Genomic DNA, 14,044 nt, shown 5'->3' with positions numbered 1-14,044 from the left:
TCACAGGAAATTACAGGATGCTCTCATCCGTCAGTTTCTTGGAAACGTAATTGGAACCGAGTACGAAAACGAGACCTACGACGGCTTGGAATAACCCAATTACCGTTGCGAGCGTATACTGCCCGGACTGAATGCCAATCCGATAGACAAACGTACTTAACACATCCGAATATTCGCGCACCGCCAAGTTCCCGATGACATATGGGCGTTCAAAGCCAATCGAGATCATATGCCCGAGGTTAATAATAAGCAGGACAATAATCGTAGGCTTGAGTCCCGGAAGCGTAATATGCCAAATCCGTTTCAGCCTTCCCGCTCCGTCAATTCCGGCCGCTTCGAATAGCTCCTTATTAATGCCAGTGAGCGCGGCCAAATAAATAATCGTTCCCCAGCCGGCGCTTTGCCACACGCCAACAAGCAAATAGGTGATAAGCCAATCATTTTTATCGGTCAGAAAAGGAATCGCCTCTAAACCGAACGATGCCAACAAATTGTTAATCATGCCGGATTGCGTACCGAATACTTGATAGACGATCCCGCCAATAATGACCCAAGAAATAAAATGCGGAATATAAAGAATCGTTTGGGACAGTTTTTTGAACCAAGCCGTTTTCAATTCATACAGCATGATTGCCAATATAAGCGGAGCCGGAAAGGATACGATCAAATCAAGGAAATTCAACATGAGCGTATTGCGCAGCGTTAAATAGAAATCGCGCATGCCGAATACTTCTTTAAACGCCTCGAACCCAATCCATTCACTGCCATTGATGCCTTGAAACAAATTGAAATCCTTAAATGCGATTTGTATGCCGTATATCGGTCCGTATTTGAAAATAATGAAATATGACAGCGGCAATACAAGCAGCGCATACAGCTGCCAATATCTGCGAAAATAAACACCCATGCTCACAGCGGTCGCCTCCTCTTTTGAATAGGAGCCTGTGCAGGAATTCAGCTTGAGCCGATTCCTGCACATGTTCCAACTTGTTCGCTTTATTTTGATTTCATTTCATTGTAAGCTGCGATTCTTTCGTCCAATATCGCTTGGCCGCCGCTTGCCATGTAATCTTTAAGCATCGCTGTGAAGGTGCTTTCGAACTGATCTGGTTTCGCCATTGTCGTTTTCACAATAATCTCATTGAACTTATCGAGCAAAGTCGTTGCATATTTCGTTTGTGCTTCAATCGGTCTGTCCAGCATAACGAGAGGGATATTATCCGCGTATGCAATCTCCTGCGCAATCGCAAGCTGTTCTTGGAATTGCTTAGGCATGGAGAGCGCTCTTGCTTGAAGGTTCTTCTCTAGGCTGCCGAGCTGTTTGCCGTTAGAAATAATTGCCAAATCTCCGGAATTGAACAAACGGTTTTTGGCTTCTTCCGTCGGATTCTCATTTGCCACCGGAATACCGTCCACTAACGAATAGTTTTCATCCAATACGCCATTTTGGAGATTGAACAAATTGTCATCTGAAGCCATCCAGTTCAGGTATTTAACCGCTTCTACCGCATTTTTGCTGGATTTCGGAACCATGATGTAAAGGCCGTTTGGCGCGTATTGCGGTTTAGCATGCTTGCCTTGGTCATTTGTGTAAACATCGACAGCAGATAACACTGCGCCTTCTACCGTTTTTTGCAGCAAATCATACGTACCGTCTTTATAGTAGATGTTTATGTCATCTTCGCTGAAGAATCCGACCTTACCTGTTTGAATATCTTCGCTCATTTTCTTTTTGTCTTTATCCAGTCCAAAATCTTTGCTGATCAACCCTTCGTTGTACAGCTTATTCATGAATTGAAGCCCGTCCTTGAAGCCTGGGAGCAGGATAGGATAATCATTCGATCCAAGCTGCTGGTTAAGCGTATATTGCTGCTCTTCTGTCATCGTTTGAATGAAAGACCAGAGCAAAGGCTCATACTGCGCAGAAGCGATCGTCATGCCAAGCGGAATAACTTGACCGCCCGTTTGCCCGGGGTCCTTTTCTTTGAACGCTTTCAATGTTTCATATAGCTCGTCAGTCGTTTGCGGAACTGGCATGTTAAGCTTAGTCAGCCAATCCTGACGAATAAAGGATGCATATTTGCCTGTATTGGAGCGTTTAGCCGGAATCGCATATTGCGTACCTTCGAATTTGCCGTACTCGAGTACCTCATCGCCTAAAAACGTTTTCAATGTTTGCCCGTGCTCTTCAAGCAGCGGACCTAAGTCAGTAAGTCCACCTTGCTTGGCATAACGGTTAAACGTATTAGGATCATAAGTAAACACGATATCCGGAACGTCGCTTCCGCTAGCCATCAATACATTCAGCTTCGCTACTTCCTCTGAACGAGGTACGGGTACATATTCGACTTTCACGTTGTTGGTATCTCCGAATTTCTCTTGCACCAATTTCGATAAGTAGTTGTCCGTAATCGTAGAACCAGCCGGAGCGTTGCCCCGATCGAAAATTTCTACTTTAAGCGTAACCTTTTTACCTTCTGCCGCTTTGCCATTGTTACTGCCGTTTGCTGCCGGCTCTGATTTTGACGAGCAAGCCGTGAATGCCATTGTACTAACTACTAATAAAGCAAGCATTGATGTTTTCGAAGCAATGAACCGTTTCTTTGTCGTGTTCCCAGTCATCGTTCCAACCCCTTCTTCGTATCGAGTAGTATTCGAGCCGGCTGCACGGTTTATTAGGTAGCGCTTTCATTCCCGTAATTGCAGTCCGTATCGGAATGACCAAAGTATGCCATGCCATTCGAATAGTCTGCAATAAACTAGTTTCTTAATCATAAACCTCAACATAAATTACCATTTTATGGATTATTCAACTTTACTCGCATGCTAAACATTTTTCATAAACCCGCGTTGTTGCTGGGTTTTCCGGGCTTTAGCTTCAACCTTCTATAGTCTCCGGGCGTAACGCCGCATACTTTTTTAAATACGCGTCCGAACGTAATTGAATTGGCATAACCAACCTGCAGAGCAATGCTTTGTACCGAATCCTCGGTTTCCGCCAGCAGCACCTCCGAGTGCTCCATGCGAAGCTGCACGATGAAATCAACAAATTTCATATTGAACTCTTCTTTAAAAAGATAGCTCGCGTATTTGCCCGAAATATGAAAACGATCGCTCAGATGCTTCAAGGAAAGATCCGGATTCGCAAAATTTTGTTCAATATACGTTTTCATTTCGGTAATCATCGCATGATGGTTTTTCGTTTCGCAGAACGCGACATAATGATGGTACAGCTCCGTTAGATGGTCCAGAACCAAGCCATTCAGCTCGGTAAGTGACGATGTATGCTCAACCGCCTGTTTCCATCTTTCCGCATTTCCCCCCGTAAAATGCTCATGCAAAACATCGGAAACGCTGCTCAGCTCCGTACTCAGCATATCCATTAAGGTCTGAAGAAGCATTCGCACGTCTTCGTCCTTCAAACAATCCGCTTCCAATGACTTGAACAGCTTCTCCAAGTGCTCGCGCCAATTGCCCGTCGACAATCTAAACTCCCGTACCAAATCGGCTGCCATCTGTAAGTATTTATACGACTTGTTGCCAGCTTGTCCAGGCAGATCGTCACTCATTACGACGGCATCCTTGTTGAGAGACAGCTTGTGAAGCATCGCGTCCACTGCGGATTGGTAAGACATATGGATCGGTGCCCAATCCTCGACAATCGGACCGATCCCAAAGGTTAATGCCATTCTTAAATTATCCGATACCCATACGCTGCCTTTTTCAGCAAATCGGCGGATACGTTCTTTCAATTTCAGCTTTTCAAGATCTGCTCCGACTATAATGCCCATCCGGCTCTCGCCGATCCATTCTGCCCAAGCGAACATTCCCTCATCGCGAGCCAGCTCCTGCAGCACGTTCGACAGCGCGAATTTAAGCGTATGCTGATCCCTAACCGAAAAACCGCTGCTGAAGTTTCCATACTGGCCGATTTCCACGACGATAAACGCAAATTGATCTAGCTTCGTTCCTGCCGGCAGCAGCTTGAGCTTCAGAATTCTCTCTTCAGCGCTCGCAGCTCCTTCCCCTTGAATAAGATCAAAAAAGAGCTGCCTTCTGCCTGCCAATACATGATCCTGCTGCTGTTTTTCGAAATCGGATGCTTGCTGAATCAGATTCTCGAGTGTGCGGTCGATCAGCGTAAGCTCGTCCATCTTCACTCCGCCTGATCCTTCGCTGCGCAGCTGGATCGATTCAATCCGGTTCATCATTAAACGGATAGGCTTATAGTTTTTTCGCGTAATGTATAAAATATAAAAAATAGCAAACAAGACCGTCAGCACGCCAATGACGACCCATACGTAAGAAATGACCGATACCCACAAAAAGAGCTGCCCCGCCTTTATGCCGCTTTCGAAGGTCCATCCTAGGACATCCATATCCACATGGTTAAGAACTTTGCCGCCTTCTTCGCCTGGAGACATCGTTGTGAACAGCAATTTCCCTTCATTGTCACGAATATGTAAAAACGTAACAGAATCGTTTTTCATCGATTGAATCAGACGCTCAACGGCATAGAAATTAACATTAATGACAACAAGCCCTTCCGTTCCGAAGGGCAGCGGCTCCCGTTTGTACATGGAGATGACTTTTTTGTCGCTTTCCAAGCTCAGCTCATGGTAAGGACGTATGGCAGACCAGCCTTGGTACGAAGATTGTTCAAGCGCTTGCTCCAGAAATTCCTTGTCAGCAAAATCATCCCATGACACAAGCCCAATGCGTGTCAATACCTGTTTATCCTCAATCCGGTACACATACATGGAATCGATTAAGCTGTCATTGGCAATTAAGTCTCTCATACTGTCTACAACGCCAAAGGTGACCTCATGATTATCCGATGCCCGATCAACATTTATGAATTCACGGTAATAATCATTTTTTTCGATCTCCTCCAATACGTCCGTCTCAATTCCCCTCAAGGACCTCGATAATGTATCCATGATATAGCCGGTAGAAATGCGATCCGCTTTGACCGTTTCATTATTCGAAATTTCATTAACCATTAAAAAAGATAAAAAGGTCAGCATCGTTATCGTGAATAAAAAAATAGGGAAATACGAAAGCAGCATTCGGCGGTACCAGCTTTTTTTCATAACAATCGCTCCTCTTATTGACTTACCGGCAATCTGGCTATGTTCTATAACATAATGATTTCATTATCTTCATCTTGTAAGGGTAAGCGCTTTCTCTATTCATTCTAAAAGATTCATTCTAGCAAAGCAATCATTGCGGCTTACTAATTAAACATATGAATAGCCAGAGCCAGCCATCTGTTATCGATGACTTGCTCTGGCTATCCGGTTCATAAACGTCCTGTCTCAGCTCTGCTGCTTGTCAAACCAATTATAGAAAAATTGATTTACATATTGACCTGCCAGCAGGAACGGCAGCGTTTCTTCTTCCTGGAATGACTCTTTCCCTTGGATCGTAAAATACAGCCACAAGGCAAGTCCCTCTGCAAAAGCGCCTGAGTGATAATCCGTTCCATCCAGCAGCTTAGCGATTGCAGCCATACAGTCCTCAAATACGGCTTCGCTTGCAGGATAGAGCGCTTGAAGCTTTAAATGAAGATACGAATACACGTAAGGAAATTCCTTGCTTCCCGCCAAGGCAGTGCTGAATAGAGCGGTCGAGACAGCTGCAGCCATGACGCAGACCTTCCACTGCTCAGCATTCTCCTTAAGCGAAGCATCCTCTGGAAAGCGCTCAATAAGGTCATTGTAAAGCGTATCCTTGATGGAGAAAATCTCCGCATATAAACGACGCGAGTCTTGTTTAAGCGAAGCTTCTCCGTTTTTGCGATCGATCATATCATTCCCCGCCTTCCATTGCTTTGGCGACGTTCCGTCTACTCTAGTTTACTTCATTTAAATTCAAGAAAGCAAAAATCGACCTGTTGCCCAAATAAAAAAAGCTCGCCGCAACTGCTCGCAGCAAGCTCTCTCATTGCCTTAATCTGCCGAAACGACTTCCGTCCCTGCAATAAAATCGTGAATCGCCCGCTTATCCTCGCGCAGCCCTACCATAAATGCACTGATAATAACAGCTATTCCTAACGTTAATGAATAAACAAGCCCGCTAACGACATTCCTTAATAGCATCGTACCGATTCCGGGGCTTGAACCGTCCAGCCTGCTAATGCGGATGCCGCATATCCGTTTGCCAATAGTGTAGCCGTTCCAAAAGACCGGAAGCAGCAGCGTGTACAAGAATGATAAAATATCCGTAAAGTACTCTCTACCCTCAAGGCCTCCTGTAATAAGCAATGAAATTATAAACAGCGGCACACCGACAATCAAACCGTCTAACAAGGAAGCACCTAACCGAATCCAGAAGCCAGCGTTCATGCTTGCCCCCCTTCCTGCAGTCTCAATAAATAAGAAGCGCCCATGGATCTAGATATATGATCAAGAATGCCGGATCATGACCACCCGCGTGGCCGTTAAGAATCAAATAAGGCATGAATGGCTCACTGCCGCAACGCCTTATCGCCAGGCTTGAATAGAATGCCTCATAATGGTTTAAAATCTATGAGAAAACAATTAAACGAATGGTTTCTCGCAGGAGGATCAATGCATATGAACGCTGCATGGAAAAAGTTAATAGAGAAAGCCTATGATTATCCCAGTACGAGACAGCGATTATTAAGCAAGGGCATCATCTACCTTTATTGCGATTACTCCGGATTCACAGCTGGCAATAACCACGGAGCAGCCTGCTGTATCATCCACAACCGGCGTTTTGAGATCACATCTAAGCAGCTTCCTATCGAACGGGATGAAGGCTCCATTTATGGTGAGCTGCTGGCAATCGTACACAGCCTTGATATGCTTGCGATAGCTTTGGCCAAGCATAAACCGAAGCTTGCCGTTATTTACACCGACTGCAGCCGTATCCGGCAGCTGCTTGCAAGCAGCTATTTCCCCAATCCGTTTTTCAGACAGGCTCGGGATCAAATACGGTCTGCTATCGAGCAGTTGCAAGCCTCCTTTCCAAGTGTAGCTGTGAAAATAACATACATGGGCAAACATAAAGAGAACAATGCGCTGCATAGGTTAGCCCATAATGCGGCACGCCTGGCTGCTCTAGCAAACTCAGACACGAAGAAAGAGCCAACGATGGATTTCGCAGGCTCTTTCGAATGAGATGTGAACGAATTGCTTATTGAATCGGATTGTTTTGCAAAGACATCGCTGCAGCTTGTGCCTGTTGCAGCTTTTCTTGCGCTTTCTGAACATCCTGATGCTCCTGCTTCACAAGCTGCTGCGCTTGCAGCACTTGCTGCGTCTCTGCTTGCAGCATCAGCTCAGCCTCCAGCAGCTCCTCATTTTGTTCCTGCAGCTGACGATGGGCCGCCAGCACGTCCTGCTGCGCTTGCTCCAGCTTTTGGTTTTCTTGCAGATCGGCAGCGATTTGCTGTAAGTTTCTGTTTACCATCACGTAAGCCTCCATCACACTCATTTTGTCAAAACGACCAAAGTTTATCGTGCTCCAAATGGTTGGGTTTTATGCTGAAATTGTGAGGGAATGGTGAACTCGGAATTGCATTCACATCTAAACCAATAACAGTGGCTCTAAGTCATCAACCTATAGCTTTCTACAGACTAAAATTTCAATATCTGTCTCTTCAAAAACATGCTTTATGATCTCCCTGTTTTTTGCCCAGCTTAACCGGTCTAATCCAGCACCAATCTGTGGCATTGCAATTTTCATAATCCCCTTTTGAAGAGCGAGTTCCTTCATGGCATATAAAGCCAATTCCAAAGAATCATATGTAGGCTTTCCGTAAAAAAGCTTTTTAGTTATGAGATTCAGAACTCTTCCAACTTGCACACAAGATCCGACTGGATAGGGATTATTCTTAGCCTCTTCGGTCATATGCCCAAGTTTAAACTTCTTTTTAAAGTCAACTGCGATTCCTGCTCCCATCTTCGCATCTGAGGAAATGCAGTGAGCAAGATAATTCGATGGATCAACCTCAAATAAATCTTTCACAATCTCGTTATAAATCATTTTAAAACCCCATCTTCATATTAAATTCTACTATATTGAAAATTCAAGTTACGTCCCACACCTAACAAAACCCAATTTTATTTTAATTCTTTTATATTATCAACAAACACTATCTCTCCCTCAATAGGATGAGTTTTTTGTTTCCCAATCACTACATAATTGTTACCTTTTGAAGGTAAACTTTTACTAATTTCAACAATTATATATCTAATATTTTGGGTAGATAATAAAACAGCTTTGTATACATAGCCTCCTCTTTTCCCCCCGATAATCGCTACTTCCTCTATGATTCCTATAATTTTCAGTTGTTCAATGTCAGGATTTTTTAAAAGGTTAGACTTGACCCAAATTTCTTGTAGTTCTTCAATGGACTTTTCCTTATTATCCATCATAAACTTCCAATCATTAGAAGAGGGGAAGTTTTCCTTTGTATCTTCTATATAATTATTATATTCTAAATCGAGTAAATCAATATATTCATCATCATGTTCAGATATAACTCTTAGCTGTTCCTCCCCACATTTATCAGTATGATAGGCTAGGAACTTGAACGACTCTATAATATCAAAGTTTCCCCATCCCCATGCCTGCCTAGAATAAAAACCACCTTTGACTTTACATTTCAAACAATGAAAATAATAATATGTTGACATTTAGACTCCTCCTTAAATCTTATCTTTTATCATTTCATCTCTCTGTATTCTTCCCACCCTTTATAACTATGAAATGCTTGCAATGCTTCTCTATAATTGGAAGCAGTTACTTCCCACTTTCTATGATATTTGCCAACCATCAAACCATTTTCTATTAATCCAAGTATTTGATTATTATCAGCAAATACAAAATCATCAATATAATCGGTTGAATACTTAATTAGGGGTTCCCATAATTCATATATAGTCACATTATCAAATCTATGTGGTTTTAGTTCGGACAGATTATATTTTGTTCTTTCATCACCTTTTTTCCACCAAAGCGTTTCTCCCCAGTAAATACTCGATGACCAATATTCTGGTAATTCGTGGTATAACATGTCCCCTTCATATATTTCCTCTAGATGTCCCCAGAAAGAATTTATATGTTTGATTGCTGCATCCTGATTAAATGGAAATCGATTTATCAAATCAATTAAAATGAAACGGCAATATAAAAAAGAACTGTAACCTGTTTTAAACACCCATACTTGGTTTTTAAATATCTTCATTAAAATCCACTCTATCCGGATAAGATTGTATTTTTTTTCGTACTAATTGGTCTCATCACACTTTTTAAAGATCACATCAAAATCATCTTGGAGTATTAAATGGTCAATTACTTCTTCTATACGATTACGACTACATTCATCCACGAGTAGCATGTCACTTCCCCACAAATACTTCCCATGAAGATTCTCACCTGTTCTTTTGTTCTTTTCTGCAAGTCTTAATATGTTTTGATATGTATAAAATGATGCAACCCATCTCTGTCCTTCTTCAAACGTAACTATCACATCAGTATTATCGTCGTGTATATCCCATTCACCAACTGCCCATTCTTCTGCTTCTATCCAAATGGAATACTGCTTTACTTTCATCCAACTACCCCTCAATTAAATAAGGTCATTTACATTAGCGTATCCATATTGCTCTATTGTACTATAATATAAGAATCTTCATGTTAACATATCGTTTTGAATCCACTTCCGAATTTTCACGTGTATGCGTACAATCCAAAAAACCACCTTCGTAGGTGGCTAATCTTTAAATATTACATAAACTGCATTCTGCCTATCATCTTTACTCGTCATTGAATATCTCACAATCATATTCGCTGAACTATTACCACTCAAAACTCTGAATAACACTGAAATACATTATGCTTCAAGTTATCACTACTTTCAAATAAATCAGGACACCGTTTGAAAAAGAGTCTACCCTGCTGACTGTAGTCCTAATAGGTTTTCTCACTTATCCGATGTGCTTTCTTCAAAAAAATATCTCTAATGCATCCGTCCACTTTACAGTCATTATGCTTTTGATTTTGTTAATTCTTTCCATGAAAAAAACTCCCTCTCATCACTTGTTTATGGCAAGTGTTGAAAAAGAGTTTTATCTTCGCTTTGGGTTCTGAGTACTTATACAATGACTCCTATAAGTACTCAGAACCTTAGGCATTTCGTACATTATGTACTTCGTGAAAACCATTGACTCATCAAGGTTTTCTGGTATGCCGAGGACGGGAATCGAACCCGTACGGTGGTCACCCACCGCAGGATTTTAAGTCCTGTGCGTCTGCCAGTTCCGCCACCCCGGCATGTTGTGAAGGTTTGCTATGGTGGGCCCTGAGGGACTCGAACCCCCGACCAATCGGTTATGAGCCGACCGCTCTAACCAACTGAGCTAAGGGCCCTCGAAAAACGTATATTTCAACGTATTCATCGAAAGGTTGGTTGCGGGGGCAGGATTTGAACCTGCGGCCTTCGGGTTATGAGCCCGACGAGCTACCGGGCTGCTCCACCCCGCGACGTATATCCATTTGAGCAAAGCTTCTTGAAATGGCGACATAAAATAATATACTATAGTTGTATGTTTTAAGTCAAGCAAAATATTCTAATTTATTTTCGAGCTTTTTTTACGGTATAAATCTAACGCCAAATCGGCCTTTCCGGGAGCGAAATACCTCGACTTCACGCGGGCTTTCATACCCGTAAACCCACCAGTCGTTTTCCATTCTTCTGACCAAGCACCCCGCTTGAAATTTTGTCTCGTATAGGCGAACCCAATACACCCACCTCATGCGAATCCCTCCACTGCGATTAAGATGTCTAGCGGTATGCTAGCCGCTTCAATAAAGGTTGTAGCCATTAGAATACCCCAAAATTGGAATAATACAATAAATCAAAGCGTTATTCCTCATCACAATCATCGGCAGGTCAGACCGCTTCATTGAACGGCGAAAACGCCTAGTCTGTTTCTTAATTCTTATGCAAATCGGGTATACTCAAATAAGATCATTGCAAAGGAGCTGAGATCCATGTTATACGGTATCGTTGTGTTTCCGGAAAAGCATGTACAGGATTACGCAAACAGCTTGCGAAGAAGGCATGACCCGCATTATTCGGCAATCCCTGCGCATTTAACGGTGAGAGAAGCGGAAGAATGGACAAATGAACAGCTGCAGCTGGCTGTTGGCCATTTGGAGCAAATCACGTCCACGCTGCCGTCATTTTCGGTTCACCTGAACCGGGTATCAACCTTCTACCCAGTCAATCATGTGCTATATCTGGCGCTGCAAGACACGGTCTCCATGCAGCGGCTTCACGAGCAGCTATGCACCGGCCCGCTCGCTGTCGAGGCTCCTACGTACGTATTCACGCCGCATCTCACGATTGGACAAGAGCTATCCGCCGATGAGCTCCATGATTTGTACGGAAACCTCCGCATGCAGGAGATTGACCTAACCACTGCGATCGACCGCGTCCACCTACTCTATCAGACCGACAACGGCTCCTGGACCGCGTATCAATCATTTCTGCTGCGAGGATAACCCTTAGACGTAAAAAAAGCCCGAAAGCGGTTAGAAACCGCTCTCGGGCTTTTCAAATGGTCCTTTATCTGCAATCCTTCATTATCTAGGCACTGGCATAATTCCGACTCCACCGCCTCCGCCTTCCATTCCTCCGTTAGGATTCGTTTTCAGCTTCTCAAGTACAGCATTTCCGCGAGTTTCCCACTCGGCAAGTGCTTCTTTGGCTGTTTTCGTCTTTTTAATCACTTCTTGGAACAGCTCGTAGCCAGGAGATTGAGCTTCCCAAATACCTGGTTTTTCACGGAAAATTTTCTCGGAATCCGTGCTTGTCGGAGGAAGCGGCTTAAGTGACGTAAAAGCGTCCATATTGTATTGCATGCCGCCGATTGGCGTCAAAAATTCTTTGCGTGCAACCATTTCATAAAGGCTTCTCGACTTCAGCTTCGCCCATTCCTTGCTGTTGGAGAATTTAATGAACTCCCAGGCATCTTTATCATTTTGCGCTTTGTTGTTAATCCCCATCAATTGGCTCAACATGATGCTGCCGCCTACCTCTGGATCGTTCGGGTGAACCGGCACGGTAACGACATCCCAATCAACTGGCTCGAAATCCTTGATTTTGGCAGCATTGTCTGATGCTTTCTTCAGTTCATTGATATAGCCGTATTCACCGATCGTCATGGCTACTCTACCTTTGATAAACAAATCGCCATAGAACGGATCGTTTCCGTTTCCACCGTCAGCGACTGCTTTTTCATTTAATTTATTAATGAATTCTTGAGTAGGAATAATTTCTTCTTGATAAAGGGAAGACACCGTATTCCACACGCTTTCCCATTGCTCGCTGTTCACGAGCATTTTCTCGCCCTTGTCATCCCACATTTTTAATTGCAGCGCTTGGCTGTAAACTTGGGTGTCGTTAAAGCCGTCAGACGGCCAGCGGTTGAATGAGAAACCGAAGTTGCGGTCTTCGCCTTCGCCTTTAGCCACTTGGCGCGCAAGGTTAAGCACGTCTGCCCACTGCATTTTGTCAGTCGGAGGCGTTACGCCGGCATCTGCAAACAGCTTTTTGTTGTAGTACAGAGCAGAAGAGCTGAATGTAGGGGTCAACGCGTACAGATTTCCGTCGCCCGCGGATTTGATGCCTTCGATAACGGTTGGAACATAGTCGGTAAGGTCGAACTTATCCTGAGCGACTAACGGATCGAGCGGTTGAAGCAAATTGTCCTGCGTCATGCGGCGAAGCATGTTGTAATCTAGTACAACAACATCGACCGGGTTCGAGCCGTTAAGCATTTCCTTCATTTTCTCGTACGGATCAGGCTGTGTCGTCGGCTTTGCAGGGTCTGACTGCTCAAAACGCTGATCATCGTAATTAATCGCGCCTACGATCTCGAATTCGATGTTAGGATGAGACATTTCATACATATCGGTGTACTGCTGGCGGAAATAAGGCTCGTTGTCCGAACCGCCGTACAAGACGCCAATCCGAAGCACGCGCTTCTCTGTTGATTCCTCTGAGCCGCTGCTGCATGCTGCAAGCAATCCGATTAGCAAAGCAAGCGTTAAGCTAACCAATGTTATTTTGCGAATACCCATTCCTGTAAAACGTTTCTTGTTCATTCGAATTAACCCCCTAGTGATTTCGGCGGAGTAATAACAATCCGCTCGCCGTCAAACTCCATTGTCGCTTTGTCCTTAATATTCAAAGCTGTTAAATATTCCTTCGGAACCTGTAACCGCCCGACGCGGTCTACCACGACATACGCTTCATGGACAGCCTGCAGCCCAGTTGCAACGGCAGGTAGATCTGCCTCACCCCCATCAGGATTGATGTTCGGATTCCGTTTAATAAACTCCGTGCTCGTTAAGCCGTCACGGATCGCTACCACGCGGTCGACTTTTCCCGCAAGCGTCAGATCATGCGTAACAATGACGATAGTAATGCCTATCTCGCGATTAAGCCTGCGGAAGATATCCATGATCAAATCGGATGTAGCCGTATCTACGGATCCCGTAGGCTCATCGGCTAACAACAGCTTGGGACGGTTCGAGAGCGAGATCGCAATGGCAACCCGTTGCTGCTCCCCTCCGGAAAGCTGATGAAGCTTGTTATGCATACGCTCCTTGAGCCCCACCCATTCGAGCAGCTGCTTCGCGTAGACACGGTCAACCTTGCCCGACAGCATCATCGGCATTTCTACATTCTCAAGCGCGGAGAGATAGGGCAGCAGGTTGCGGGCGTTATTTTGCCATATAAAGCCTACTGTCTCTCGCTTGTACTTGACCAGATCTTCTTCCGTAATCTTAAGGAGATCCCATGGACCTACGTGCACCTGGCCGGCAGAGGGGCGGTCAAGACCGCCCAGCGTATTCAGAAGCGTTGATTTTCCGCTGCCGCTGTTCCCGATGATTGCCATTAGCTCGCCTTCGTTTACTTTCAAGTTGAGGCCTTGAAGCGCGACGACTTCCAGGTCGTCGGTTTTGTAGATCTTCACTAAGCCTTCGCAATCGATCATCGCCG

At 44.3% G+C, this 14,044-nt stretch carries 15 protein-coding genes and 3 tRNA genes; 2 read left to right on the top strand and 16 right to left on the bottom strand.

Annotated features, from left to right (window positions below):
- Positions 1–10: 10 nt before the first annotated feature.
- From AC0YN3_RS01350 to AC0YN3_RS01330, 5 genes are all read right to left on the bottom strand, one after another.
- Positions 11–913, bottom strand: a complete 903-nt coding sequence (locus tag AC0YN3_RS01350) for an ABC transporter permease (RefSeq protein WP_475773360.1) — start codon at positions 911–913, stop codon at positions 11–13.
- 83 nt (positions 914–996) lie between these two features.
- A complete protein-coding gene (locus AC0YN3_RS01345; RefSeq protein WP_475773359.1) occupies positions 997–2,622 on the bottom strand; it encodes an extracellular solute-binding protein in 1,626 nt (541 codons plus the stop codon).
- A 215-nt stretch (positions 2,623–2,837) separates the two neighbouring features.
- Positions 2,838–5,093, bottom strand: coding sequence for a helix-turn-helix domain-containing protein (locus AC0YN3_RS01340; RefSeq protein WP_475773358.1), 2,256 nt, complete (start codon positions 5,091–5,093; stop codon positions 2,838–2,840).
- 225 nt (positions 5,094–5,318) lie between these two features.
- Positions 5,319–5,810, bottom strand: coding sequence for a hypothetical protein (locus tag AC0YN3_RS01335; protein ID WP_475773357.1), 492 nt, complete (start codon positions 5,808–5,810; stop codon positions 5,319–5,321).
- Positions 5,811–5,951: 141 nt separating this feature from the next.
- Positions 5,952–6,347 carry an RDD family protein gene (locus AC0YN3_RS01330; RefSeq protein WP_475773356.1) on the bottom strand — a complete coding sequence of 132 codons (396 nt, stop codon included), beginning with the start codon at positions 6,345–6,347 and terminating at the stop codon, positions 5,952–5,954.
- 231 nt (positions 6,348–6,578) lie between these two features.
- Between AC0YN3_RS01330 and AC0YN3_RS01325 the strand changes: the two genes are divergently transcribed.
- Positions 6,579–7,145 carry a hypothetical protein gene (locus AC0YN3_RS01325; RefSeq protein ID WP_475773355.1) on the top strand — a complete coding sequence of 189 codons (567 nt, stop codon included), beginning with the start codon at positions 6,579–6,581 and terminating at the stop codon, positions 7,143–7,145.
- Between the two features lie 16 nt (positions 7,146–7,161).
- On the opposite strand, the gene AC0YN3_RS01320 is transcribed toward AC0YN3_RS01325, so the two are convergent.
- The 9 genes from AC0YN3_RS01320 to AC0YN3_RS01280 all read right to left on the bottom strand — a co-directional run bounded on the left by AC0YN3_RS01320 (position 7,162) and on the right by AC0YN3_RS01280 (position 10,788).
- Positions 7,162–7,437, bottom strand: a complete 276-nt coding sequence (locus tag AC0YN3_RS01320; protein WP_475773354.1) for a hypothetical protein — start codon at positions 7,435–7,437, stop codon at positions 7,162–7,164.
- Between the two features lie 150 nt (positions 7,438–7,587).
- A complete protein-coding gene (locus tag AC0YN3_RS01315; RefSeq protein ID WP_475773353.1) occupies positions 7,588–8,013 on the bottom strand; it encodes a macro domain-containing protein in 426 nt (141 codons plus the stop codon).
- Positions 8,014–8,090: 77 nt separating this feature from the next.
- Positions 8,091–8,666, bottom strand: coding sequence for a hypothetical protein (locus tag AC0YN3_RS01310; protein ID WP_475773352.1), 576 nt, complete (start codon positions 8,664–8,666; stop codon positions 8,091–8,093).
- Positions 8,667–8,695: 29 nt separating this feature from the next.
- Complete coding sequence (locus tag AC0YN3_RS01305; RefSeq protein WP_475773351.1) at positions 8,696–9,217, bottom strand: hypothetical protein; 522 nt, start codon at positions 9,215–9,217, stop codon at positions 8,696–8,698.
- A gap of 42 nt (positions 9,218–9,259) precedes the next feature.
- Positions 9,260–9,586, bottom strand: a complete 327-nt coding sequence (locus AC0YN3_RS01300; protein WP_475773350.1) for a hypothetical protein — start codon at positions 9,584–9,586, stop codon at positions 9,260–9,262.
- Positions 9,587–10,219: 633 nt separating this feature from the next.
- Positions 10,220–10,305 (bottom strand) — tRNA-Leu (locus tag AC0YN3_RS01295).
- A gap of 19 nt (positions 10,306–10,324) precedes the next feature.
- Positions 10,325–10,401: transfer RNA gene (locus tag AC0YN3_RS01290), tRNA-Ile, on the bottom strand.
- 37 nt (positions 10,402–10,438) lie between these two features.
- Positions 10,439–10,515: transfer RNA gene (locus AC0YN3_RS01285), tRNA-Met, on the bottom strand.
- 108 nt (positions 10,516–10,623) lie between these two features.
- Complete coding sequence (locus tag AC0YN3_RS01280) at positions 10,624–10,788, bottom strand: hypothetical protein (protein WP_475773349.1); 165 nt, start codon at positions 10,786–10,788, stop codon at positions 10,624–10,626.
- A 237-nt stretch (positions 10,789–11,025) separates the two neighbouring features.
- Between AC0YN3_RS01280 and AC0YN3_RS01275 the strand changes: the two genes are divergently transcribed.
- Complete coding sequence (locus AC0YN3_RS01275) at positions 11,026–11,538, top strand: 2'-5' RNA ligase family protein (protein ID WP_475773348.1); 513 nt, start codon at positions 11,026–11,028, stop codon at positions 11,536–11,538.
- Between the two features lie 81 nt (positions 11,539–11,619).
- On the opposite strand, the gene AC0YN3_RS01270 is transcribed toward AC0YN3_RS01275, so the two are convergent.
- On the bottom strand, positions 11,620–13,143 hold the full coding sequence (locus AC0YN3_RS01270) for an ABC transporter substrate-binding protein (RefSeq protein WP_475773347.1): 1,524 nt from the start codon (positions 13,141–13,143) through the stop codon (positions 11,620–11,622).
- A gap of 5 nt (positions 13,144–13,148) precedes the next feature.
- Positions 13,149–14,039, bottom strand: a complete 891-nt coding sequence (locus AC0YN3_RS01265) for an ABC transporter ATP-binding protein (RefSeq protein WP_475774257.1) — start codon at positions 14,037–14,039, stop codon at positions 13,149–13,151.
- Positions 14,040–14,044: the final 5 nt, after the last annotated feature.

Source organism: Paenibacillus sp. J22R232, assembly GCF_056269165.1.
Note: the sequence above shows the minus strand (reverse complement) of the source record. Positions and strands in the feature narration are given on the sequence as shown.